Origin of the sequence: Rhizobium sp. AN68 (genome assembly GCF_030758035.1) — a bacterium.
Classification (GTDB): Bacteria; Pseudomonadota; Alphaproteobacteria; order Rhizobiales; family Rhizobiaceae; genus Agrobacterium; species Agrobacterium tumefaciens.
In genome coordinates this window covers 1,904,912-1,928,265 of sequence record NZ_JARWMI010000002.1, presented here as the reverse complement: position 1 = coordinate 1,928,265, position 23,354 = coordinate 1,904,912, and the positions used below count along the sequence as shown (strand labels likewise).

The 23,354-nt window shown below is 59.0% G+C and carries 19 protein-coding genes and 1 pseudogene; 2 read left to right on the top strand and 18 right to left on the bottom strand.

Translation table 11 applies throughout. The features are described from left to right. Positions 1–4: 4 nt before the first annotated feature. The 6 genes from RBH71_RS12175 to RBH71_RS12150 form a co-directional block, all read right to left on the bottom strand. Complete coding sequence (locus RBH71_RS12175) at positions 5–1,714, bottom strand: aconitase X (RefSeq protein ID WP_323687323.1); 1,710 nt, start codon at positions 1,712–1,714, stop codon at positions 5–7. Positions 1,715–1,825: 111 nt separating this feature from the next. After that, a complete protein-coding gene (locus RBH71_RS12170; RefSeq protein WP_111800820.1) occupies positions 1,826–3,067 on the bottom strand; it encodes an NAD(P)/FAD-dependent oxidoreductase in 1,242 nt (413 codons plus the stop codon). After that, complete coding sequence (locus RBH71_RS12165) at positions 3,067–3,789, bottom strand: amino acid ABC transporter ATP-binding protein (protein ID WP_004431309.1); 723 nt, start codon at positions 3,787–3,789, stop codon at positions 3,067–3,069. The genes RBH71_RS12170 and RBH71_RS12165 overlap by 1 nt, the downstream gene beginning before the upstream one ends. Next, positions 3,782–4,435, bottom strand: coding sequence for an amino acid ABC transporter permease (locus RBH71_RS12160; RefSeq protein ID WP_004431304.1), 654 nt, complete (start codon positions 4,433–4,435; stop codon positions 3,782–3,784). The genes RBH71_RS12165 and RBH71_RS12160 overlap by 8 nt, the downstream gene beginning before the upstream one ends. A gap of 12 nt (positions 4,436–4,447) precedes the next feature. Beyond that, on the bottom strand, positions 4,448–5,113 hold the full coding sequence (locus RBH71_RS12155; protein WP_019566704.1) for an amino acid ABC transporter permease: 666 nt from the start codon (positions 5,111–5,113) through the stop codon (positions 4,448–4,450). Positions 5,114–5,184: 71 nt separating this feature from the next. After that, positions 5,185–5,991: a transporter substrate-binding domain-containing protein gene (locus RBH71_RS12150; protein ID WP_323687322.1), complete on the bottom strand. Its 807-nt coding sequence runs from the start codon at positions 5,989–5,991 to the stop codon at positions 5,185–5,187. A 326-nt stretch (positions 5,992–6,317) separates the two neighbouring features. Between RBH71_RS12150 and RBH71_RS12145 the strand changes: the two genes are divergently transcribed. After that, positions 6,318–7,355, top strand: a complete 1,038-nt coding sequence (locus RBH71_RS12145) for an Ldh family oxidoreductase (protein ID WP_323687321.1) — start codon at positions 6,318–6,320, stop codon at positions 7,353–7,355. A 111-nt stretch (positions 7,356–7,466) separates the two neighbouring features. On the opposite strand, the gene RBH71_RS12140 is transcribed toward RBH71_RS12145, so the two are convergent. The 3 genes from RBH71_RS12140 to ftsZ all read right to left on the bottom strand — a co-directional run bounded on the left by RBH71_RS12140 (position 7,467) and on the right by ftsZ (position 10,404). Continuing rightward, positions 7,467–8,432, bottom strand: coding sequence for a dihydrodipicolinate synthase family protein (locus RBH71_RS12140; protein ID WP_013761087.1), 966 nt, complete (start codon positions 8,430–8,432; stop codon positions 7,467–7,469). Positions 8,433–8,540: 108 nt separating this feature from the next. Next, positions 8,541–9,239, bottom strand: coding sequence for a GntR family transcriptional regulator (locus tag RBH71_RS12135; RefSeq protein WP_004431295.1), 699 nt, complete (start codon positions 9,237–9,239; stop codon positions 8,541–8,543). Between the two features lie 202 nt (positions 9,240–9,441). Beyond that, a complete protein-coding gene (ftsZ, locus tag RBH71_RS12130) occupies positions 9,442–10,404 on the bottom strand; it encodes a cell division protein FtsZ (protein WP_019566702.1) in 963 nt (320 codons plus the stop codon). Positions 10,405–10,782: 378 nt separating this feature from the next. Between ftsZ and RBH71_RS12125 the strand changes: the two genes are divergently transcribed. Next, positions 10,783–11,226, top strand: coding sequence for a response regulator (locus tag RBH71_RS12125; protein ID WP_004431292.1), 444 nt, complete (start codon positions 10,783–10,785; stop codon positions 11,224–11,226). Positions 11,227–11,669: 443 nt separating this feature from the next. On the opposite strand, the gene RBH71_RS12120 is transcribed toward RBH71_RS12125, so the two are convergent. The 9 genes and pseudogenes from RBH71_RS12120 to RBH71_RS12080 all read right to left on the bottom strand — a co-directional run bounded on the left by RBH71_RS12120 (position 11,670) and on the right by RBH71_RS12080 (position 23,312). Continuing rightward, the gene (locus RBH71_RS12120; protein ID WP_004431290.1) at positions 11,670–11,816 is read right to left on the bottom strand and encodes a DUF1127 domain-containing protein; all 147 of its coding nucleotides are present in this window, start codon (positions 11,814–11,816) and stop codon (positions 11,670–11,672) included. Positions 11,817–12,030: 214 nt separating this feature from the next. Continuing rightward, complete coding sequence (locus RBH71_RS12115) at positions 12,031–12,633, bottom strand: hypothetical protein (protein WP_004431289.1); 603 nt, start codon at positions 12,631–12,633, stop codon at positions 12,031–12,033. 135 nt (positions 12,634–12,768) lie between these two features. Further along, positions 12,769–13,886: pseudogene (locus tag RBH71_RS12110) on the bottom strand (ABC transporter permease). Further along, entirely contained in the window at positions 13,883–16,657 is a 2,775-nt protein-coding gene (rbbA, locus tag RBH71_RS12105) for a ribosome-associated ATPase/putative transporter RbbA (RefSeq protein WP_111800873.1), read from the bottom strand. Before rbbA ends, RBH71_RS12110 begins: the two are co-directional and overlap by 4 nt. Before the next feature lie 11 nt (positions 16,658–16,668). After that, the gene (locus RBH71_RS12100; RefSeq protein WP_111800817.1) at positions 16,669–17,733 is read right to left on the bottom strand and encodes an HlyD family secretion protein; all 1,065 of its coding nucleotides are present in this window, start codon (positions 17,731–17,733) and stop codon (positions 16,669–16,671) included. A 361-nt stretch (positions 17,734–18,094) separates the two neighbouring features. Further along, on the bottom strand, positions 18,095–19,468 hold the full coding sequence (locus tag RBH71_RS12095; protein ID WP_111800872.1) for an alpha-glucosidase/alpha-galactosidase: 1,374 nt from the start codon (positions 19,466–19,468) through the stop codon (positions 18,095–18,097). Positions 19,469–19,489: 21 nt separating this feature from the next. Further along, positions 19,490–21,154 carry an ABC transporter ATP-binding protein gene (locus RBH71_RS12090; RefSeq protein ID WP_111800816.1) on the bottom strand — a complete coding sequence of 555 codons (1,665 nt, stop codon included), beginning with the start codon at positions 21,152–21,154 and terminating at the stop codon, positions 19,490–19,492. Positions 21,155–21,166: 12 nt separating this feature from the next. After that, positions 21,167–22,303: an ABC transporter permease gene (locus RBH71_RS12085; protein WP_111800815.1), complete on the bottom strand. Its 1,137-nt coding sequence runs from the start codon at positions 22,301–22,303 to the stop codon at positions 21,167–21,169. A gap of 1 nt (position 22,304) precedes the next feature. Next, positions 22,305–23,312 carry an ABC transporter permease gene (locus tag RBH71_RS12080; RefSeq protein WP_019566696.1) on the bottom strand — a complete coding sequence of 336 codons (1,008 nt, stop codon included), beginning with the start codon at positions 23,310–23,312 and terminating at the stop codon, positions 22,305–22,307. Between the last annotated feature and the right edge of the window lie 42 nt (positions 23,313–23,354).

The window sequence follows — 23,354 nt, the reverse complement described above, 5'->3', positions numbered from 1 at the left end:
CTCCTCAGGAAAGCCAGGATGGAAGACGGGAAATAGCACGACCGGTCAGTGCGCTTTCAACACAGTCGGCAAGGCTGCCGAAGCGCACCGCGCGGCCGCTGAGTCCAGGGCCGTAATGGGCGTACTTGCCCGAATTGGTCATCAGCGCGCGCGTCCTGGTCGGAAAGACCGGTTCGGAAATCGAGCACCAGCAGAGATCAGGCAGCACCTGGACGCCACTGTCATGCAGGCTTTGCAGGGTGCCGTCCCGTTCTGCTGCGTCGATGACCTGCTGTCCGGCAGTGACGATGACGGCAACATTTGCATGACGCCTGCGTCCGTTGAAGGCGGACGCCAGCGCGCGGCATTCCTCCAGCGAGGCATGCGGGCTGCCGATGGCAACCAGTTGCACATCCTCTGGTCCCTCATTCAGAAGCGACCAGCCTGCGGCCATATCAGCAAGCGAAACTGTGACGGTTTCCGCCGTTTCGACCGGCTCCAGTCCCGCTTCCGGGGTGACGCCCTCGATATGCAGCATGGGAGCCGCAGACGTGGTGCCGAAAGCGGCGCAGAGCGCCTTCAGATCATCCCGCGAAGGCTTTGCTGCACCAAGACCGCGCAGAAGCGGAATGCAATCGGGGGCTGCCTTGCCAGCGAGATAACCGATGAGCGGCCAGAAGGCGTCATTGATATCCTCAGGCAAAGCGACATCGACAATACGTTGCGGTCGGCGGTTTTCCTCAAGATAGACGCCGGACAATGGCGCCCTGCCCGTCAAGGCAATGCAGAGATCGAGAAAATCCGGATGTTTAGCCGTGCGTGCGCCGAGAACCGTATTTGCGAAAATCACGGCATTCGATCCGGCCCAGGCGATCATGTCGCCGGCCTGCGGCGCGCTGTCGAGCAGATATGGCGAACAGGTGAAGGTGGGGCGACAGCCCATGCGTACATAGGCATCCGCCAGCCTTGCGGCGGGATCGCCGAAATCCTCCGGCACGCCCTGCGCGCGCCAATGCGCCTTGTCGACCGAGATGGCGTTCATGGTCGTCGGCACGCGCACGCTTGCGCCCATCTCCGCCATCTTCTCCGCAAAGGTGAGATTGGCGGGGCTCGCATAAATGCAGCCGTCAATATGACCCTGCGTGACATCGACGAGCGCTGACGCCCCCTGCTGGGCGGCCATGGCGACAATGATGCGCATGGCCTGCTGCACGGCAATGCCATCGCGGCCCTCGACCATTGCCCTGTCGTCATTCTTGAGATCGAGATGCGTCGTCGCAGGCGGCGCGATCGCGAGGGAAACGCCGTCAGCCTCAATGGTATTTTCATCGATACGCACATGAGAGGCTTGAGAGAACCGCGCGAAATTCTCCGCGTCCAGGCGCAGAACCGGCAAAGGCTTGCCGAACATTTCCGAAGCGATCAGTGCACCCAGCGTCAGCACGTCTTCGGCCTCGCAGAAGACAAGCGCTGAGGGTGCGCGGCCCGTCAGGATGAGATCGAGCAAAACGCCAGAACCGGTGCAGGAGCCACGGCTTGACGGCATGAACAGCACACCGCCGGTGAGACAGACGCCATGCAGCGGGTGGTGCACGTCAATCACCTTGCCGGTGGCGGGATCGACACCGCCCCAGAAACTCAGCGCCTCTGTCGTGGCAATCACCACGCCTTCAGCCGCGCCCGGCAGGATGCTGCGCGCCTGAGGAACGGCTGTTGTCGAACCGGAAGAAGACATCGAAAATCTCCCCAAAAACATTTCCAGTAAAAGTGCGTAGCGGTTTTACGTCTGGAAAATGCGTAAAAAAAACTAGAGAATTTTTGCGTTTCGGAGAAAAGCCAAAATCCTCTAGAAACGTTGTGGCGAAAATGCCCTTGTATCGATGGCGGGTTTTTGCCCCGTCAGTAGATCGGCGACGATGCGGGCCGTGCCGGCCGATTGCGTCAGCCCCAGATGGCCGTGGCCGAAGGCATAGACCACCCGCGCCGTGTGGCGCGCCGCACCAATCGCGGGCAGGCTGTCGGGCAGCGAGGGGCGAAAACCCATCCATTGTTTGCCGCCTTCGGTTTTCAGTCCTGGCAGAAAACTTGCCGCCTTGGCGAGAAGCGCCTCGGAGCGGGCGAAATTGGCCGGAAGCTCGAGCCCGCCCAGCTCCACTGCACCGCCGACGCGAATGCCGGTCGAAAGCCGCGTGACAACGAAACCATGACCGCCGAAGGTCACCTGCGTGCGCAGATCGAAGGCGCCTGAAGGCAGGGTGGTATTATACCCCCGTTCCGTTTCCAGCGGAATTTTTTCCCCAAGCGAACGGGCAATGCGATGCGAAAAAGCGCCCGCCGCCAGCACCACCTTGCCGGCCTTGCGGGTGCGCCCGTCATGGCTCACCACTTCCACACCGTCTTCCAGCGGCCTGAGCGCTGCGATGTCGAGACGTTCGATACGACCGCCGATGCTGCGGAAATGCTCGGCAAGAGCCAGCGTATAGAGCTTTGGATCGGCGATGGAATGCCAGCCGGGCGTGAAGGTGCCGCAGGTGAAACGCGGTGCGATGCCCGGCTGTATCTCGGCCATCTGCTCGGCATTGAGGTGCCGGAACTCGATGCCATGACGCTCGCGCGCCTTCCAGCCGGCAAGCGAGCCTTCGAATTCGGCTTCGCTTTCATAGACCTGGAGATTGCCCTCCTTGCGCAGCATGGCAATCGTGTCGGTTCTCCTGAGAAACGGCTCAAGTTCAGATTTCGACAGGTCCATCAGCGCCGTCTGGGCGACGGTGGAATGTTCAACCTTCGAGGCGGCACAGGCGCGCCAGAACCGAAACATCCATGGTGCAATCTTCAGCGCATAGGCAGGCGGGACGCTGAGAGGCCCGAGCGGGTCGAGAAGCCACTTCGGCGCTTTCCAGAGAATGCCGGGGGATGCGAGCGGCAGGATATCGGTGAAGGCGAAGGCACCGGCGTTACCGGCGGAAGCGCCGGCCGCCGGGCCTTCGCGATCGATAACCGTGACCGAAAGGCCGCGTCCCTGCGCGGCAATAGCTGCCGAGAGGCCGACAACGCCGGCCCCTATGACGATGACATTGTTTGCAGACATTACCGCACGCTCGACAGGAATTTCTGCGTCTCGGGGTGCTGCGGCGCGCCGAAAAGCTGATCCGGCGTGCCGATTTCCGCCATCACGCCCTGATGGAAAAAGGCGACACGGTTCGACACATCGCGGGCGAAGGCCATTTCATGGGTGACGCAGATCATCGTCATGCCCTCGTCGGCCAACATTTTCAGCGTATCGAGCACTTCGCCCACCAGCATCGGATCGAGCGCTGAGGTGACTTCGTCGAACAGCATATATTCCGGCGACATGGCAAGAGCGCGGGCAATCGCCATACGCTGCTGCTGACCGCCAGACATGCGGTTCGGATAGACCTTCAGCTTTTCGGCAAGACCGACATGGGTCAGTTGCTTGACCGCGATTTCCTCGGCCTGCTCTTTCGAAATGCCAAGCACCTTGCGCGGCGCCAGCATGACGTTTTCGAGCACCGTCAGATGCGGAAAGGCATTCCATTGCTGGAAGACGATGCCGACCTTGCGACGCAGCTTGTTGAGGTCGGTCGATTTGGCATGCACCTCGGTGCCGTCGATGACGATCTTGCCGCTATCGATCGGCTCCAGGCCGTTGATGCAGGTCAGCAGTGTCGACTTGCCGGAGCCGGAACCACCGATGATAGTGACGACCTCGCCGTTGTTGACGGTCAGGTTGATCCCTTTCAGAACCTCCAGCGGGCCGAAGGATTTGCGGACGTTTTCGATCTCAATCATTGGGGGACCACCGTCTTTCGAGATACCCGCCGAAACGGGCGATGGGGAAGCTGATAAGGAAATAGATGGCGCCGCAGATCATGAGAATGGTCAGCGGTTCCTGCAGGCGGGTGACGAGGATCTGCGAGGCACGCAGAAGCTCGATAAGTCCGAGCCACAGCACGAGCGCCGAATCCTTCATGACGCCGAGTGTCAGGCCGATCCAGGCGGGCAACGACACGCGAGTTGCAAGCGGCAGCACGATGTAGCGCATGTCCTGCGACCAGGTCATGCCGAGCGAACGGCAGGCACGGCGCGTGTTCGACGGCACCGCTTCGATGCCGCCACGCACGATCTCGGTGCAGTAGGCCGCCGTATAAAGCGACAGAACCACGCATGAGGTGGTGAATGGCGGCCAACCGAGCTTGGCGATCGACTGGAAGGCATTGCCAAGCACCAGCTGGATGAGGAGCGGCACGGAGCGGAAAACATCCAGCACGAAGGTCAGCGGCAGCGACCAATAGGCCCCGAGCTGGAAGCGGATGACACCGAAGATGATACCCATGAGGGTGCCAGCCGTCACGGCAACGGCGGTGACGGCAAGCGTCATCCCCGCGCCCTTGGCAAGGAAGGCAAGATCACTCCAGGTGAGAGCGGTTTCAAACATGGCGCACCTCTCTCAGTAACGAAACAGACGAGCGGCCAGCAATCTGGCGGCAAGCGTGACGATCTTGGCGATCACGTAATAGATGACCGCGGCAAGCGCGAAGAATTCGAAGGTGCGGAACGAACGGGCGTTCAAGGCCTGCGTGACACCGGCAAGATCCGTATTCATGCCGACGGTGACACCGAGCGAGGTCATCAGGATTGCCCAGACCATCTGGTTGGTGGCAGGCAGGAAGGCGACGCGCAGCATCTGCGGCATGATGATGAGGCGGAAGGTCTGCATCGACGTCATGCCGAGCGAACGGCCGGAGCGCGTTTGCGTATCCGGTATCGCCTTCAGCGCTCCACGGAAGTTCTCCGCAAGATAGCCCGCATTGTTGAAGGCGATGCCGGCCAGAAGTGCCGTATAGGGGCTGAGATGAATGCCGAAATTGCCAAGGCCGAAATGGGCCATGTAAATCTGGAACAGCGCCGGCGTGTTGCGGGCGATTTCCACCCAGACGGCGGCAATGGCACCCAATATCCGGTTACCGGAAAGCCGGAACAGGGTCAGCACGATGGCGCAGGAAAGACCGATCACCATCGACAGGATCGCGATCTGCAGCGTCACCACCGCACCGTCCAGCAACTGCGGCAAAGCCTTCAGCGCCTGATTCCAGTGGAATGTATAATTGAACATAACCGTCTCACCTTTTCAGAAACGATCAACGGCGCGATCGATCCGACCGCGCCGTTTGGGAAAAGTTCCGATCAGCGATAGACGCCGTTGACGGTGAGCGAAGGAACTTCGCCGCCAACCCATTTTCCGTAGAGTTCGGCGTAACGGCCGATGCGAACCTGCTGGTTGATGAACAGGTTCAGGTAATTGATGAAGCCATATTCATCGCGGTTGGTGAAGAGAGCGACATAATCGATGTCATAGGGTGCCTTGCCGACCACCGAGATGCCAGCAAATTTGCCGGTCTTGACGTTGGCCTGTGCAACGGTCGAGGTCGAAACGGTGGCGTCGATCTGGCCCTGGCTGAGCGCGAGGAACACATCGGCCTGCGTCTGGTAAGGACGGAACTCGCCCACGCCCCATTCCTTGACGGTCTTTTCGAGCGCAATGGCTTCGAACGTACCGGCAGTCGCGCCGACGGTCTTGCCCTTCATGTCCTCAAAGGACTTGACGCCGGACTTGTCGTTGGCGGTGACTGCCATCTCGAAGGCGAAGTAAGGCACGGTCATGCCAACCGTCTTGGCGCGCTCAAGCGTATCGGACGTTGAGGCAACACCAACATCGACGCGGCCGGACATCAGCGCCGGAATACGTTCCGGGAAAGGTGTCTCGACGATTTCAGCCGTGACGCCGAGCGCCTTGGCGAGATCGTTGCAATAATCGACATCGAAGCCGATCGGGTTGTTGGCGTCATCACGCGCGCCCATGGGCGGGAAGTCGAGCACGACCGCACAGCGCAGCGTACCGGACGAAATGATGTCGTCAAGCTTGTCGGCCTTGGCCGGAGTAATAGCGAAAGTGGCGGCCAGCAGGCCGGCGACGATGACCGATTTTTTCATTGTTGATTTGCTCCCAGAATTGCTCTGCCATTGAAGGCGAGGTCACTATTTCCCCATGGAGGCGATAAATCAACATAAAAATACAATGAGTATACAAAAAGAATTTTTGCAGCAGCGAACAGTGCTACGGCAGCGAGCTTGCAGTTCGGGACCGAAGAGCACGTGAAAATGACGCCCTGGTTGGGCAGTTCCGCCCTACTCTCATCCCGGCGCTTGTGGCAGGAATGGGCACCGGACGCAGAATGCCGAAAAGACAAGTTGCAATAGAATGACCGTTGTATACTTTATGTATTCAAAATGTGCGAGCCCAATATCGGAGGATTATGATGAGCGACAACACCACATTGACCATCGACGGGCTTTTTCAGCGGGTCGAAGCTATTTTCCGCAAGGCGGGGCTCAATGCCGTGCAGGCGGGAGCGCTTGCGCGGGTTATTGTTGCCGGTGAGCGCGACGCCTGCAAATCGCACGGCATCTACCGCATCGAAGGCGCCCTGCGCACCGTTAAGGCAGGCAAGGTTAAGCCCGATGCGATGCCGGAGGTGGCCGCAGACGACGGCACAGCGATCGTGAAAGTCAGCGCCAATGGCGGTTTTGCCAACCCCGCTTTCGAGCTTGGCCTGCCTGTTCTGGTGGAGCGGGCGAAACGCACCGGCATCGCCGCGCTCGTCATCAATGACTGTACGCATTTCTCGGCGCTCTGGCCGGAAGTCGAGGGGCTGACAGCGAACGGTCTAGCGGGTCTGGTCATGTGCCCAAGCTATTCCACCGTCGCCCCCACTGGCGGAACCAAGCCGCTGCTCGGAACCAACCCCTTCGCCTTCGGTTGGCCCCGTAAGAACACTTCACCCTATGTCTTTGATTTCGCGACATCTGTTGCGGCGCGCGGCGAGATAGAACTGCACCGTCGCGCGGGCAAATCTTTGCCTGAAGGCTGGGCCGTGGATGCCGACGGAAACCCGACGACCGACCCGGAGGCTGCGCTTGCCGGCGCCATGCTTCCGTTCGGCGGCCACAAGGGTTCGGCCATCGGCACCATGATCGAGCTTCTCGCGGGTATCATGATCGGTGACCTGACCAGCCCTGAAGTACTGGAGTATCTCGGCACCACAACGCTTGCGCCCTTCCATGGCGAGCTGATCGTCGCCTTTTCCCCGGAAGCCTTCGCCAAGGGCCGCCCGGGCGATCCTTTCCAGCGGGCGGAAATCCTGTTCGACGCCATTATCGGCCAGGGTGCCCGCCTGCCCTCCGGCCGCCGCTTCACTGCACGCGCCAAATCGGAAAGCGAAGGCATTACCTTGACCACCGCCGAAATCGCCGGTCTCGACCGGCTGCTGGAACGGGGGATGGACGCCGTCTCCTGACATCAGTCCTTCGTCATGCCGAACCCAATCAGGCATGACGAAGGATAGCTATCGAACCTTATAAAACAAAAAAGGCCCGCAAATGCGGGCCTTTTTCACTGCAGAAAGTAATCAGGCAGCCTTGCAGGCCTGAACCGCACCCGGAAGCTTGCTCCAGTCGGCGTACCAGCTGTTGAACAGCTTGAACTGCGCCTCGACATAACCGCGCTGGCTGTCGCTGAGGGCATCGGTCTCGTTGAAGTGCAGCGTATATTCCTTGTCGCCCTTCAGCACCATCATGTGCTTGAAGTAGAGAACCAGATCCGGGCCTTCATCGAAGGAGGAGAGGACGGCGAGCGCCTGCTCCAGTTCCAGCGCGCGGGCGCGGGCGTCCGCATCGCCCTTGGCGGCGGCCTGCGACAGCTTGCAGAGATGGATGACTTCCTTCGGCAGGACATTGCCGATGCCCGTGATCGCGCCGGTTGCACCGCAATTGACGAAGCCGTGGACAACGGCAGTATCGACGCCGATCATCAGGGTGACTTCATCATCGCGGCTGGTGATGTTTTCAGCAGCGTAACGCATATCCGCCGGACCACCGAATTCCTTGAAGCCCACGAGGTTCTTGTGTTCCGCACGCAGCGCGAAGAAGAGATCGGCGCGGGTGGCGAAACCGTAATAGGGGCTGTTGTAGATGACAGCGGGCGTTTCGGGAGCGGCCGCAAGGATGGCCTTGAAATGCGCCTTCTGGGCAGCGATGACCGAGCCGCGCGAAAGAACACGCGGAATGACCATCAGGCCCTTTGCGCCAACCTTCTGGGCATGGGCGGCGTGCGCAACGGCAGATGCGGTGTTGACCGCGCCGGTGCCGACGATGACCGGAATGCCGGCTTTTACCAGACGTTCCACGCCTTCCATGCGCTGCTCATCGGAAAGAAGTGGCCAGTCGCCCATGGAACCGCAATACACGACGGCAGACATGCCATCGGCGATCAGCTCTTTGCCCTTGCGGACAAGCGCGTCGAAATCGGGGGTGCGATCATCTTTGCAGGGGGTCATCAAGGCGGGAATCACGCCGGAAAAAATGCTGGCCGTCATTACTAGCTCCTAAGGGACAGTTTTTCGGGAATGGACGCACCTCCGCGCCACCCTTTCAACAAGGACATTACAATCTTGTATTTTATTTGTCGACAAGAAATCGACAAGCTACAGATTTATTTCCAGCCGCTCATTGCGCACCAGTAGTTTCTGCACCTGCTGCACGATCTGTTCGGCATGCTCGCGGGCCAGTTTCTCGGACAGAACGGTGTCGCGCGCGGCGATCGCCGCGATGATCGCATCGTGATCGTCGACGAAACGTTTCGGCAGGCGATCATCATAGGACTGGTAATACAGCCGCAAGATGCGCCGTCCCTCATCCAGCAGACGCTTGAACAGACTGGTGAAATAGGGGTTGCGCCCGGCTTCGGCGATGGAAAGGTGCAGGGCGGCATTGGTGGAAATCATCGCCAGCGCGTCCTGCTCTTCAACCGCAATGGCAAATTCCGCATTATGGGCGCGGATGCCGGCCAGATCTTCCGGACGGTGATATTGGGCAGCAAGCTGGGTCGTCACCCGGTACATCAGCACCAGCGCATCGAAATAGGTATGCATATTGAGGAAATCGATGTTCGACACCATGGTCGAACGGTTCGGCAGCGTATCGATCAGCCCCTCGCCCGAGAGCCGCACCAGCGCTTCGCGAATGGGCGTGCGCGACATCTTGAACCGCTCGGCAAGCTGCACCTCATCGATTGGACTACCCGGCGGCAGAACCAGATCGAGAATCTCGTCGCGCAGCAGATCGTAGACCATCTTCACGCCGGAGCCACGCTTACGCTCGGCAGAAGCAATTATATCCGTCATAACCAAATCCCTCTTGTCGACATAAAGAGTACTATTATATTTTTTCCATATCAACGCCGCGTTGCAGCACCTGCCCTTCGAATGGCGGAATAATTGTTCAAAAACAACAAAAAGCCGTCACGAAAATTACCCGCGACGGCTTCAATAATTCAATTTGTGACATCGCTGCTTTTCTACAAAGCACCGCTTCGAGGTCGGGACCTCAGTTACGCAGGCCGGTGGCCACGACGGAAATCTTGAAAGCGCCGTCCAGCGTCGGATCGAAGGACGCGCCCATCACCACATCGGTCTCTTCGCTGACTGCCTCGCGCACAAGCGTCATCGCCTCGTCGATCTCGTAAAGCGTCAGGTCGTTACCGCCGGAAATCGACACCAGCGCGCCGCGGGCCTCCTTCAGCGACGGTTCACCGAGCAGCGGGTTGGCGATGGCGGCTGCTGCCGCTTCCGAAGCGCGTTTTGGACCCTTCGCCTGCGCCGTACCCATAAGCGCGCGTCCGCCATTCTTCATGACGTAACGCACATCGGCGAAGTCGAGATTGACCAGGCCTTCGCGCAGGATGAGATCGGTAATGCAGCGCACGCCGAGGGACAGGACCTTGTCCGCCGTCTTCAGGGCACTTTCAAAGGTCGTGCCGGCATCAGCAATACGCAGCAGGTTCTGGTTGGGAATGACGATGACGGTATCGGCGGTATTAAGCAGATTGGCGAAACCATATTCGGCAGCACGCATGCGGCGCGCGCCCTCGAAGCTGAACGGCAGGGTGACGACACCGACGGTCAAGATATTCTTCGCACGGCACGCTTCCGCGATGACGGGCGCAGCACCGGTGCCGGTACCGCCGCCCATACCGGCGGTGATGAAGCACATGTCGTAACCGTTGAGGTGATCCATGATCTCGTCAAGCGAATCGATTGCCGCCTGCCGGCCGACCTCCGGATCAGCCCCGGCACCCAGCCCGCCTGTGAGTTCGGAGCTGAGTTGCACGAGCCTTGGCGCGTTGGTTTTCTTCAGCGCCTGCGCATCCGTATTGGCGGCGATGAAATCAACGCCGCCGATGCCCTCGTCGATCATGTTGTTGATCGCGTTTCCGCCGCCGCCACCGACGCCGATAACAGCGATATTGGGCGTATTGCGGGCGATTGGAGCGCGCGGAGACTGGGTCATCGTCTTATTCTCTTTCTAAACTCATAGGGTCTCGCGCCGTTTTTTAACCGCGGCACGCGAATGATCGGCAACGTTCCTGCATTTCCTTCCTGGCGCGTGAAGGACGCTGTAACGCTTTGAATTTGCATGCAAGCCTTTGCCCCGCTTGCGGCTAAAGGCTTGTGCTCCAGGGGCGAAAGATGCGCTACGGCGACTGTCTCCGACCCCTTCCCCGGATGAAAACCAAACCGAATCAACTGCTTCGCTATCTAGAGCTGATAGCCGAAAAGCCGGTCCGTTTACACTGTATTCACCATGTTTATCTCACTTTGGAACGAGTTGCTTCGGCAGGTGTTTGCCTTCCGACCGCGCTAAAGCGCATGGAATGGAGGCAGTCATATGTCCGCATACATCCTGCAAAACGAACCGGGTTTCCGCACGGAACAACCGCGTGTGCTGATCGTGGAGGACGAATTTCTCATCGCCATGGATATCGAAGATTCCATTATGCAGGCGGAAGAGGAAGCTGACGTCATCGGCATCGCCAACCGGCTGGATCAGGCCGTGGCACTCGGCAGCCGCGCAGATATTGCCTTTGTCGACGTCAATCTCGCCGACGGCCAGACCGGCCCGGAGATCGGGAGGCGGCTTTCGCAGGATCACGGCGTCGTGGTGATCTTCATGACGGCAAATCCGGAAGTGGTGGTCAATCTCGGTATCGGCGCAGGCGTTATCGTAAAACCTGTGCCGCAGGACGCCGTGGAGCAGTGCCTTTCCTACGCACTTGCCAAGCGCGCGGGCACGCGTGCCGTTACGCCCATCGGCATGATGGCTTTCGACTGAACCATTCTCGTGGAGATAAAAAAGCGGGTTGCCTGAAAACGGCGCCCGGCGCTGAAAACAAAAAAGCCTGCCGCGGGAGGAGGTGCGGCAGGCTTCTTGAAAGATTGAACAGCGATATGGGAGGAGGAAACCGCTGTTCCCGGGGTAATCCTTGGGAGGAGGAGTAGGATCACCCGCATTACCGAAAGGATGTGGGAGGAGGTACATCCGTTTCGATGATTTGAAGATATCATTTTTTTCTGCATTTCACAGACACAAGCTTGCACCTCAGACATGCATCAAACGCATGGCGATTTTTCCAACCCGAAACATCAATGCAACAGGCTGATTTTCGCCTTTGCACGGCATGCCCCGTGGGAGACACAAGCGTGGACGGTTCGCCAAAAACAAAAACGCCCGCGAAGCGGGCGTTTAGGCATTAAAAAGCGGCAATAGCTGCCTGATTACTTGCCGACGGCGGCGCGGGCGACGCTGTTGATCTGGCTACGGTCGATACCGAGATCGTGCAGTTCGCGGCTGCTCATGCGGCCCAGTTCGTTGACGGTCTGACGATACTTGCGCCAGTTATTAAAGCTGCGTGCTACGTTCATGACATTACCCTTTCAAGGTGTTGGCGACGTCAGTAACGTTTCGTTCCGGCGTCCTTTGATGTCCCTTATATGCGCCTTGTCGGGACCAAAGAACAGACAGAATAAGGCAGGCCACCCATGCGCTGAATGCAAGGATCATCCTCCGAGGGGCGCGGAAAAACAGAAGTGTGGCGTAAATTCAGTCATATCGGGTGCCACTACCGGCACCCCGTCGTCAGAACTTGTAGCGGACGCCAAACACATTGGCATTCGTCGCGCCCTTCATATTGCCCAGCGTCTTGCCGCCGCCGGAACGGTGGTGAAGCCGCCAGAAGAACTCCGTCGAGGATTCTTCGCTGAAGGAAACGTTGATTTCCGGGCCGAGGTAAAACAGGACATTGGCGTTGCCGTTGTCCTTAATTTCTTCTTGCCGCTCCCGCCCCGGCTGCGCATCCGAGACGAGGCTCAGACCCGCCGTGAAACTCGGCGAAACGAACAACCGTTCCCCGAGCCTGATCTTGTCATATCGCGCGACCGGCCCCGCCCAGACTTCACCAGTGAAACCCTTGCCAAACCTGACGGCAACGCCGATTTCACCGCCCAGCTTCACATTGCCGATGCGATAGGGATAGAACTGATAACCGCCACCCAGAATGGCATTCTTTTCGTATTCCACGGGAACGAGGGCAGCGCTTTTCAGCATGTCTTCTTTCGTTAACACACCACCAAAACCAAATATCGCTTCACTCGTCTGCGAAGCCATATCCTCCGATGCGAGAGATGGTGTCGTGGCCAGTGCGATCATGGCCGTGAGTGACAGACGTCCTGCGATATTCATTTGCTACTCCTGAACAAAGCCCTCTTTTACCCAACCGCCCTCATAGGGATATTCCCGGAGGGCGAACATACCGTTACCGAACACAATTAATTCAACTCGTTCGCAAATGCTGGAAAAAGGGCTCTTGTCCGCCGGTCAGCGCAGGAACCGCCGAAAGTGGCGAAGCGCAAAAATGAAGAGTGCAGAGCCTATCGCAAGCAGCGCCAGCAATTGCGGCCAGACCACATCTAGCCCCGCCCCCTGAAAAGCACCGATTGCGCCAGAATGACGAAATGAGTGTTGGGTGCGAGCAGCATGATGTACTGGATGATATCCGGCATGCTTTCGCGCGGCGTCATGGCGCCGGACAGCACCTGCAGCGGCAGCAGGAATAAGATCAGCAACATGCCGAATTGCGGCATGGAACCCGCCACTGTTGCCAGGAAAATACCCATCGATGTCATCGCAAAGAGCTGCAACGCCGTTCCAAGCAGGAAAAGGGAGAGCGAGCCTTCGATGGGAATAGCGAGCAGCCCCTTGACGACAACGAAAAGGGAAAATGCCGAGGCCACCAACACGACAAGGCCCATGGACCAGACCTTGCTGAGCACGATTTCCAGCGGCGTGACCGGCATGACCAGCAGATGCTCGACAGTTCCATGTTCACGCTCGCGAATGAGCGCCGCGCCCGTCAGCACGATCGACAGCATGGTGATGGCGGTGATGATATTGTTGATCGAGCCGAACCAGGATTTGTCCAGTTCAGGGTTGAAACGAGAACGCAGCGTCAGATCGACTGGCACCGTCGTCGCGCCGCGATAGCGGTTGACATATTCCTCAACTTCGCTCGTCACGATGTTCTGCACGTAGCCGCCGCCACTGAAGGCCTGGCTCATGCGGGTGGCATCGATATTGAGCTGGATGGCAGGTTGCTGCCCGGCCATTAGCTGACGCTGGAAATCCGGCGGAATGTTGAGCGCGAAGGTGTCGAGCCCAGCATCCATGCGCTTGTCCATTTCAGCAATGGAAATCTGTTTCGGCGGCGCGAAATAGGGCGGATAAAACGCCGTGCTGATGCGGCCGGAAAGCGGCGACTGATCCTCGTCCACAATTGCGATGGCGGCATTGTTGAGCGTTTCGGGCAACGCGCTGGAGCCGGTGTAGATCTGCAGCGTGAAGGCGTAAGCGATCAAGAGCAGCAGCATTCCGTCACGCGCAAGCCCGCGCAGTTCCTTGATGCCGAGCTGGAAGATGTTGGACGAAAAAAACCTCATGACGCCTGTTTCCTCAAAAGAGCGGCGCCGGCGATGAGCAGCAGCGGAATGGCGATGATGAGCGGCAGGAAAGAACCGGAAAGGCCGGCGAAATCCAGCCCCTTTGAGAAGGTGCCGCGCGAAATTGTCATGAAATAGGTGGCGGGATAGATATTACCGATAAAGGCCCCCGCCCCCTGCAGCGACGAAACGGGATCGATCATGCCCGAATATTGCGTCGCCGGAATGAGCGTCAGCAAGGCGGTGCCGAAGATCGCCGCGATCTGGCTCTTCATAAAGGAAGACATGACGAGACCGATGGACGTGGCGATGATGACGAAGAGCAAAGCGCCAGTCGCGTAAGCGAGATAACTGCCGGTAAACGGCACCTGGAAGATGAATATCGCAAATGCGGTCAGCAGCAGGAAATTGAGCATTCCGAGCGCCACATAGGGAAGCTGTTTTCCTATCAGGAATTCCAGCCGCGTGGTCGGCGTCACGTAGAGGTTGACGATGGAGCCAAGCTCCTTTTCCCGGACGACGCTGAGGGCCGCCAGCATGGCCGGTATGAGCATCAGCAGCAGAGGAATGACCGCCGGGACCATGGCGACGAGGCTCTTGACGTCAGGATTGTAACGATAGCGCGTTTCAATGCTGAAACTGCTTTGCGTCGCTGCATTGCCATAGATTTCGCTCGCCTTGCGTGCCAACCATGTCTGGTGCATGCCCTGCACGTAACCGCGCACTGTTTCTGCCCGCTGCGGCATGGCGCCGTCGATCCAGGCCCCGACCTCCACCGTCTTGCCGCGCAGGACATCGCGGCCGAAACCGGGTGGAATTTCGATGGCAAGGCTGAGTTCCCCGTCACGCATGCGCCGGTCCATGTCGGCATAGTCGCGGATCGGCTCTTTCTCGATGAAGTAACGGGAGCCGGCTATATCGAGCACATAATCGCGGCTGATGGTGGAATCGTCGCGGTCCAGTACCGCGAAGGTCAGGTCCTCAACATCGAGATTGATGCCGTATCCGATCACGAACATCAGGATGACGCTGCCAAGAACCGCCAAAGTGCCACGAATGGGATCGCGCTGCAGTTCCAGCGCCTCGCGGCGCGTATAGCTGAACATGCGTCTGACATCGAAAAACCGTTTGCGGGCAGGTGTTGCGTGTTGCGTCGGAACCACCTCCGCTGCCGGAGCGGGCGCTATTGCAGGCTCCGCCTTTTTGACACCCGAAGCATTCTCGAGATAGGCAACGAAAGCCTCTTCGAGCGTTGCGGCATTTCGGCTTTTGGTGATCGCGTCAGGCGTATCGCTGATCAACACCTTGCCGGCATGCATCAGCGAAATCCGGTCGCAACGCTCCGCCTCATTCATGAAATGCGTGGAGATGAAGATGGTGACATTGTCGTTGCGGGAGAGATCGGCGAGGATTTGCCAGAAGCCGTCCCGCGCCACCGGATCGACGCCGGAGGTCGGCTCATCGAGGATGAGAATGTCGGGCGAATGGATCATCGCCACGGCCAGCGACAGTCTTTGGCGGATGCCGAGCGGCAGGTCGTCAGGCATGGTTTCCATGACCGCACCCAGATCGAAACGCTCCGCCATCTCGGCGATGCGCGGCTGAATGGTTTCTTCCGGCAGCTTGAACAGCCGTGCGTGCAGATCAAGGTTCTGGCGCACCGTCAATTCGGAATAGAGCGAGAACGCCTGGCTCATGTAACCGACGCGGTGGCGGATCGCCATGTCACTGGCATCCACCTTGTGGCCGAACAGCTTCGCCTCGCCTTCAGTGGCGGCAAGAAGCCCGGTCAGCATTTTCATCGTAGTGGATTTTCCGCAGCCGTTCGAGCCGAGAAAACCGAAAATCTCGCCGCGCGGAATTTTGAAGCTGACATTGTCGACGGCGGTGAAATCACCGAAGCGCATGCTGAGATGCGACGCCTCAATGGCATAGTCACCATCATCCGTCACCTTGCGTGACGCAATATGCACCTCGTGGTAATCCTTGCGCTTTTCTTCCGGAAGAAGCGCAATAAACGCGGCATCGAGATTGGCGGTCGAGGTGCGTTCGAGAAGTTCGTCGGGGGAGCCGGTGGCGAGGATCTTGCCGCCATCCATGGCGACCAGCCAGTCGAAACCGGCGGCCTCTTCCATATAGGCCGTCGCGACAATCACACTCATGCCCGGACGTCCGGCACGGATCGTATCGATCAGCTCCCAGAACTGCCGGCGCGACAGCGGATCGACGCCGGTGGTCGGTTCATCGAGAATGAGCAGGTCGGGATCGTGGATCAGCGCACAGCAGAGACCAAGTTTCTGTTTCATGCCGCCTGAAAGCTTCATGGCCGGCCGGTCGGCAAAAGGTTCAAGGCCGGTGCTCTTCAGCAACTCGGCAATGCGTGCCTTTCTCTCCTTGCCATCCTGCCCGAACAGCCTGCCGAAAAAGTCGATATTTTCGAAGACCGAGAGGGTTGGATAAAGGTTCTTGCCGAGGCCCTGCGGCATATAGGCGATGCGCGGGCAAGTATCCTCGCGGTGGCGCGGATCGGACATATCGCCGCCGAGGACCTCCACTTTTCCCTTTTGTATGGCGCGTCCGCCGGAGATGAGCGACAGCAGGCTGGATTTGCCGACACCGTCAGGCCCGATCAGCCCGATCATCCGGCCAGCGGGAATCTCGACCGATATGTCGGCCAGCGCTACCGTGCTGCCAAAGGTCAGCCGCACATCCGCCAGCCGCGCGACGGGCGCATTCGGATCGTTTTTCTTATTCGTGGAGGGCGCGACCATCGCGGCCACCCTCACTTCACAAGATTGCGTTCGAGGTTTTCCGGCCAGGCGGCCTGCGGATCAAGCCGGACATAGGCCATGCCCGGCAGACCGGTTTTGACATATTGAATATATTTCTGCAGCAGCTCCTGCGGAATTTGCGCCCGCACCCGGAAGGTAAGCTTCTGGCGCTCCTCCTCGGTTTCAACCGTCTTTGGCGTGAATTGCGCGACATCGGCGACGAAGGAAACCTTGGCCGGAATGGTATATTGCGGCGCGGCGTCGAGGATCAGGCGGACGTCGGAGCCCATCGACGTGCGGCCTGCCTCAGCCGTCGGCAGGAAAAACGTCATATAGACATCGCCGAGATCGACAAGGTTGAGAACCCGCCCACCGGCGGAGAGCACTTCGCCGGGCTGGGCGATACGATATTGCACCCGGCCGTCGCGGGGTGATTTCAGCGTCGCATCGGCTATGTCAGTCTCGATGCTCTCAATATCGGCCTGCGCGGCATCGACAGCCGCTTCCGCATCGACGATCTGTGCCTTGGCGGCGTTGATTGCAGCATCCGAAGCGGCGAGAGAGGCCTGCGCCGAGGCAAGTGTGGCGCGGGCGGATTGTTCGGCGGCTTCGCTGTCGTCGACGATCTGCTGCGACACGGCATTGCCGGTCAGGAGCTGTTTCGAACGTGTATTGGTCTTGGAGGCGGAATCGAGTTGGGCTTTGCGCTGTTCCACCACCGCCTGAGCGGAGGTTTTTTCCGCTTCCCGCTGGGCAACGAGGCTGTTGGCGGTATCGATCGCAATTTTCGCGCGACGAAGCTGCGCTTCCGCCTGACGTTTCTTGGCTTCCAGCTGGGCCGTGTCCATCTGGGCAAGCACCTGTCCTGCCTTCACGAAATCGCCTTCGCGCACCATGATATCCTGAAGGCGGCCGGCGGTTTTGGTGGAGATGTCGATCTCGACAGCCTCGATCCGGCCATTACTGGCCACGAAGCCGGCAGGAAGTCCCTCCCCCTTCAGCTTTGACCAGGAGAAATAGGCGACACCGGCAATAACCAGAACCACCAGACCAATGAGCAAGCCTTTTTTAGACATCCGTCTTCCCCCTGCGCCCCTGTAGTTTCAACCGTAATACGATGAAACCGAAGAAGCCAGCCACCTTTACGTTCATAATTCGTACCTGATATTTCCACTATTGAAGGGAGACGACAGGTTGTTGGGGGCTGTTTAGGTGAGGAAGGGCCTCGAGGCTTTGACACACGTCAAGTGGATGAAGGACTAAAACCCACTTCGTCATGCTCGGCCCTGTCCCGAGCATCTGCTAGCTATCATTTTCTGCTAGGTGGTTGGATCCTCGGGACGAGCCCGAGGATGACGTTAAATCTATAGCGGAATGACAACCGGCGAACGCCACGCAAGGTGCGCCAGCCTGCCGTCAACGCAGCCGTCGCGTTCCTTACACCGCCCGCGCCCGCTTCATCTCCACCTGCGTCCATTCCGGCAACCAGTCCCGGTGCGCGACAAGCAGATCATCCACCAGCGACCATATCTGGTCGAGGTCCAGCTCCGCCGCCGTATGCGGGTCCATCATCGCCGCGTGGAAAATGTGCTCGCGGTTTTCGCTCATCAGCGCCCGCACCGTCAGTTCCTGCACGTTGATGTTGGTGCGCATCAGGGCGGTGAGTTGCGGCGGCAATTCGCCGATAAAGGTGGGCTGCACGCCGTTATGGTCGACAAGGCAGGGCACTTCTGCCGCGCAATCCGATGGCAGCGAGGTGATGCAGCCGTTGTTGCGCTGGTTGCCATAGATGACGGAGGGTTCGCCGGTCCAGACCGAGTTGATGATGGAGGAGGCATATTCCTTGGATTGCTTGACCTCGATCTTCTCAGCCGAACGATAGGCCGCCGCCTGCCCCTTCCAGCGCTCGATCTGCTCGATGCAGCGCTTGGGATATTCATCAAGCGGGATGCCGAATTTCTCGATCAGGTCTTCTCGCCCCTCCTTGATGAAATAAGGTGTGTATTCGGCGAAATGCTCGGAGCTTTCGGTAACGAAGTAGCCGAGACGCGTCAGCATCTCGTACCGCACCTTGTTGGGGCAGCGCGGGTTCCAGCCGGGTTTTGGCGCACGGCCTTCGCGATAGCCGCGCACGAGATCGGGATAGAGGTTCCTGTAGCTGCCATCAGGCTGACGGTGCTCGAATTCCAGGAAAAACGCCATGTGGTTGATGCCAGCCGAACGATAGCGGATTTCCTCATAGGGAATATCGAGATCATGGGCGAGTTCCATGGCCGTACCCTGCACCGAATGGCAGAGGCCGACCTGCCGGATCGTCGGGTATTTCTCGGCAATCGCCCAAGTGTTGATCGCCATCGGGTTCACATATTGCAGCATGATGGCGTTGGGGCAAACGGCGAGGATATCCTCGCAGATTTTCCACAGATGCGGCACGGTGCGAAGACCACGCATGATGCCGCCGACGCCGAGCGTATCGGCAATGGTCTGGCGCAGGCCATATTTGCGCGGCACCTCGAAATCGGTAACCGTACAGGGTTCATATCCGCCGATCTGGAAGGCGACGACGACGAAATCGGCACCGGCAAGCGCCTTTTTCTGGTCGGTATAGGTCTCGGCTTTCGCCTTTGCCCCCAATGTCGAAATCAGCTTGTTGACGACGATGGCGCTTTCTTCCAGCCTCTCGCGATTGATGTCCATCAGCGCGATCGTTGCGCCGGAAAGAGCCGGACGTTGCAGCACGTCGCCGATGATGTTCTTCATGAACACCGTGGAACCTGCGCCGATAAATGTGATCTTGGGATCTCGTGCCATATTTGCCTCCGGCATCTTGAACTATGCGATTTCAAAGGCGGCCCGGACGAGCCGCTGGGTGTATTCGGTTTTCGGACGGTTCAGCACCTCCTCGACGGGGCCTTCCTCCACGATCCTGCCGCGCTGCATGACGATGACGCGGTGGCAGAGAGCGCGAACGACCTTCAGGTCGTGTGAGATGAACAGGTAGCTTAAGCCCCGCTCGTCCTGCAGCTTGCGGAGCAGGTCGATGATCTGCGCCTGAACGGAGAGGTCGAGCGCCGAGGTTGGCTCGTCGAGCAGGATGAATTCTGGCTCCAGCGCCACGGCGCGGGCAATGGCGATGCGCTGGCGCTGGCCGCCGGAGAACTCATGCGGGAAACGCGAGAGGATGTTGCCGGGCATGCCTGCCGCCTCCAGCGCGTCGCGCACCCGCTCCAGCCTTTCGGCCTTGGTTTTACCAAGCCCGTTGATAACCAGCCCTTCCTCGATGATCTGGCCGATGGTCATGCGTGGATTGAGCGAGGCGAAAGGGTCCTGAAAGACGACCTGCATGCGTGAGCGCAGGGGCCGCATTTGAGACCGGGAGCGGCCGTCGACCCTCTCGCCATCGAAAATCACCTGCCCGGCCACCGGCTCGTTCAGCCGCAACAGGGATTGGCCAAAGGTCGTCTTGCCGGACCCGGATTCGCCTACAATCCCCAGCGTTTCATGGCGTTTGAGGGTAAGACCAAGATCGTCGACGGCAACAAGTTCCTTCAATTCCGGCTTGAACAGGCCGCCGTAGCGCATCATAAACGACACCCGCACGCCATTCGCCGTCAGCAGCACGCCGGAATTTTCCGGCAGTGGTTTGGCAGTACCATGCGGCTCGGAAGCAAGCAGCTTTCGGGTATAGGGGTGGTTCGGCGCTGCAAACAGCCGCTCAGTGGTGTTGTGCTCACGCATCTCGCCATGCTGCATGACGTAGACGTAATCGGAAAACTGCTTCACGATCGTCAGGTCATGGGTGATGAGTACCACGGCCATGCCGCGCTTCTTCTGCAAGTCTCGAATGAGGTTGAGGATCTGCGCCTGCACTGTGACATCGAGTGCGGTGGTGGGTTCGTCGGCAATCAGCACATCCGGATCGTTGGAGAGCGCCATGGCGATCATGACACGCTGCCGTTGACCGCCTGAAAGCTGGTGCGGATATTGCTTCAGCCGCGCCTCCGGCTCCGGTATCTGCACCTGCCGCAAAAGATCGAGCGCCCTCGCCTCGGCCTGCTTCCTGCTCATCCTCGAGTGGACGCGGATCGCCTCGACGATCTGACTGCCGATCGTATAGATCGGGTTCAGCGAACTCATCGGCTCCTGAAAGATCATCGAGATACGGTTGCCGCGCAACGCCCGCCGCTGGCGGCTTGAAAACTTCAGGATGTCGTCGCCGTTGAAGCGCACGGTCGCGGTTTTCGAAACCGAGGCCCGCTTCGTCAAAAGCCCCATGATGGTGCGGGCGGTCACCGATTTTCCCGAACCGGATTCGCCAACGATGGCGATCGTCTCCCCCCGGTAAAGCTGGAAGGAAATGTCCTTCACTGCCTCCACCGTGCCGTGCTCAACCTTGAAAGTCACGGCAATATTGCGTGCATCGATGATGGCCTGGTCGTTTCGATTATCAGCATCGAAGCGGATGGCAGGGGCGTAGGTGTTCTGTGCAGCAACCATGTTACGCTCCTTTCAATAGGGATCGACAGCATCGCGAAGGCCATCGCCCAGCGCGTTGAAGGCAAAAACGGTGACCAGCACAAAGCCGACCGGCGCAAGGATCCATGGATAGGAACCAATGACGGAATAGGTAGCCGTATCCTGCAGCATCAGCCCCCAGGAGATCAGCGGCGGCTTGACCGCGAAACCGAGAAAGCCAAGGAAGGATTCGAGCAGCACGACGCTTGGAATATGCAGCGTGACGGCAACAATCACATGGCTCATCACATTCGGCAGGATGTGCTGGAAGATAATGCGCCGGTCGGTGGCGCCGACGGCAATCGCGGCGCGGACATAATCGATACGCGCCAGCGCCAGCGTCTTGCCGCGCACCTCGCGAGACATCTGCGCCCAGCCGAGCGCCGACATGACGCCGACCACGAAGAGGAGGAAAACAGTCGTCGGGGCAGTGACCGGGATAAGCGACGTCAAGGCGAGATAGAGCGGCAATTGTGGAAAGGCCAGAACCACTTCCACGAAACGCTGCACCCAGGCATCCAGCGGCCCGCCGAAATATCCTGAGATCAACCCGACGCTGGTGCCGATGACGGTAACGATGGTGACGACACTGAGCGCGATGGCAAGCGAGATGCGCGATCCATAAATGGCGCGTGACAGCACATCGCGTCCGAACTTGTCTGTTCCGAGAAAATGCACCGGCTGCCCGTCCGCGGTGCCGAAGAAGTGCCGGTTTGCCGGGATGAGGCCGAACAGCCGATATTCCGCGCCTTTCACGAAAAAGCCGAGATAAAGCGGATTGTCGTAATCGGGGCCGACGATAGGCTGGAAGGTCACCGGATCGAGCTCGTCCGTTTCAGCGGTAGCATAGACCCGAGGGAACAGGCTGATATTGCCGTCCTTGTCGGAGAACCGCACCACCTGCGGCGGGGAGAAACTGTCATTGGTTTCAAGCGGGTTCATCGGCGCGAAGAAATCGGCGAAGACGGAGATCGTGATCAACAGCACCACCAGCACCAGCCCCACCATGCCGGTGAAAGAGCGTCTGAGGCGCCGCCACACCAGAGCGAGATAGGTCTCGTTACCCTGAACACCCCGATCGGGCTTCGGCGCGGCAGCCGATTCATTCTTGAGTTCGTCAACGGCCACCATCTCAAGCCCTCCCGAATTCGCGCACACGCGGGTCGAGCATGGCGAGCAGCATGTCGGCGATGATGTTGCCGACGATGAGCGTGGCGGCCAGCACCATCATGAAGGTTGCGGTGACATAGACATCGCCGACCGCCATGGACCCGACGATGGCGGGACCGACGGTCGGCAGCGCAAAGATGATCGCAGTTTCGATTTCGCCGCTCAGCATATAGGGCAGCACGACGCCCTGATACATAATGAGCGGATGCACGGCGTTCGGCACGGCGTGGCGCATGATGACCGCACCTTCCGAAAGACCCTTTGCGCGCGCCGTCTCCACATATTGGGCGTTCAGCGTATCAAGCAGATTGCCGCGCATCACCCGCATATTATAGGCAAGTCCACCGAAGACGGCGATGGCAACCACCGGCCAGACATGGCTGACGAGATCAACGAACTTCCCCCATGACCATGGCGCACCGCCATATTGCGGCGAAAAGAAGCTGCCGATTTCCGACACGTCGAAATGAAACACCATCAGGTAGACGAGGATCAGCGCCATCAGGAAGCGCGGAATGGTCATGCCGAGAAAGGCGACGGTCGAAAGCAGATTATCGATCCAGGAATATTGTCTGGTGGCAGCCCAAATGCCGAATCCGATACCGAGAAGTGATGAAAGAATGTGGCAGACAAGGGCGAGTGCGATGGTGCGCGGCAGGCGTTCGCCGACCACATCGGCAACCGGCTTGTTGTAATAGAAGCTGTAGCCGAAATCGCCGCGTGTGATGATACCGCCGATCCAGTTGAAATATTGCACGACGATCGGCTTATCGAGACCGTGTTCGATGCGGTAGGCCTGCGCCTGCGCTTCCGCCTGTTCGAAGGACGCGCCGCCCTGGTTCATCAGTTGCGAACGGATGTAGTCGGCATAATCACCGGGTGGCGCCTGAATGATGGCGAATGTCACCACGCTCAGGATAAGCAGCACCGGAATGGCGGAGCCTATGCGTATCGTCAGGAATCTCAGCATCGAACGGGTATCCTCCGCTTGGCTAGTCCGTGTGTCTCCGGC

Excerpts from the sequence above, each read along its gene's own strand:
- RBH71_RS12175 (WP_323687323.1), bottom strand. The coding sequence starts at position 1,714 with ATGTCTTCTTCCGGTTCGACAACAGCCGTTCCTCAGGCGCGCAGCATC.
- RBH71_RS12170 (WP_111800820.1), bottom strand. The coding sequence starts at position 3,067 with ATGTCTGCAAACAATGTCATCGTCATAGGGGCCGGCGTTGTCGGCCTC.
- RBH71_RS12165 (WP_004431309.1), bottom strand. The coding sequence starts at position 3,789 with ATGATTGAGATCGAAAACGTCCGCAAATCCTTCGGCCCGCTGGAGGTT.
- RBH71_RS12160 (WP_004431304.1), bottom strand. The coding sequence starts at position 4,435 with ATGTTTGAAACCGCTCTCACCTGGAGTGATCTTGCCTTCCTTGCCAAG.
- RBH71_RS12155 (WP_019566704.1), bottom strand. The coding sequence starts at position 5,113 with ATGTTCAATTATACATTCCACTGGAATCAGGCGCTGAAGGCTTTGCCG.
- RBH71_RS12150 (WP_323687322.1), bottom strand. The coding sequence starts at position 5,991 with ATGAAAAAATCGGTCATCGTCGCCGGCCTGCTGGCCGCCACTTTCGCT.
- RBH71_RS12145 (WP_323687321.1), top strand. The coding sequence starts at position 6,318 with ATGAGCGACAACACCACATTGACCATCGACGGGCTTTTTCAGCGGGTC.
- RBH71_RS12140 (WP_013761087.1), bottom strand. The coding sequence starts at position 8,432 with ATGACGGCCAGCATTTTTTCCGGCGTGATTCCCGCCTTGATGACCCCC.
- RBH71_RS12135 (WP_004431295.1), bottom strand. The coding sequence starts at position 9,239 with ATGACGGATATAATTGCTTCTGCCGAGCGTAAGCGTGGCTCCGGCGTG.
- ftsZ (WP_019566702.1), bottom strand. The coding sequence starts at position 10,404 with ATGACCCAGTCTCCGCGCGCTCCAATCGCCCGCAATACGCCCAATATC.
- RBH71_RS12125 (WP_004431292.1), top strand. The coding sequence starts at position 10,783 with ATGTCCGCATACATCCTGCAAAACGAACCGGGTTTCCGCACGGAACAA.
- RBH71_RS12120 (WP_004431290.1), bottom strand. The coding sequence starts at position 11,816 with ATGAACGTAGCACGCAGCTTTAATAACTGGCGCAAGTATCGTCAGACC.
- RBH71_RS12115 (WP_004431289.1), bottom strand. The coding sequence starts at position 12,633 with ATGAATATCGCAGGACGTCTGTCACTCACGGCCATGATCGCACTGGCC.
- rbbA (WP_111800873.1), bottom strand. The coding sequence starts at position 16,657 with ATGGTCGCGCCCTCCACGAATAAGAAAAACGATCCGAATGCGCCCGTC.
- RBH71_RS12100 (WP_111800817.1), bottom strand. The coding sequence starts at position 17,733 with ATGTCTAAAAAAGGCTTGCTCATTGGTCTGGTGGTTCTGGTTATTGCC.
- RBH71_RS12095 (WP_111800872.1), bottom strand. The coding sequence starts at position 19,468 with ATGGCACGAGATCCCAAGATCACATTTATCGGCGCAGGTTCCACGGTG.
- RBH71_RS12090 (WP_111800816.1), bottom strand. The coding sequence starts at position 21,154 with ATGGTTGCTGCACAGAACACCTACGCCCCTGCCATCCGCTTCGATGCT.
- RBH71_RS12085 (WP_111800815.1), bottom strand. The coding sequence starts at position 22,303 with ATGGTGGCCGTTGACGAACTCAAGAATGAATCGGCTGCCGCGCCGAAG.
- RBH71_RS12080 (WP_019566696.1), bottom strand. The coding sequence starts at position 23,312 with ATGCTGAGATTCCTGACGATACGCATAGGCTCCGCCATTCCGGTGCTG.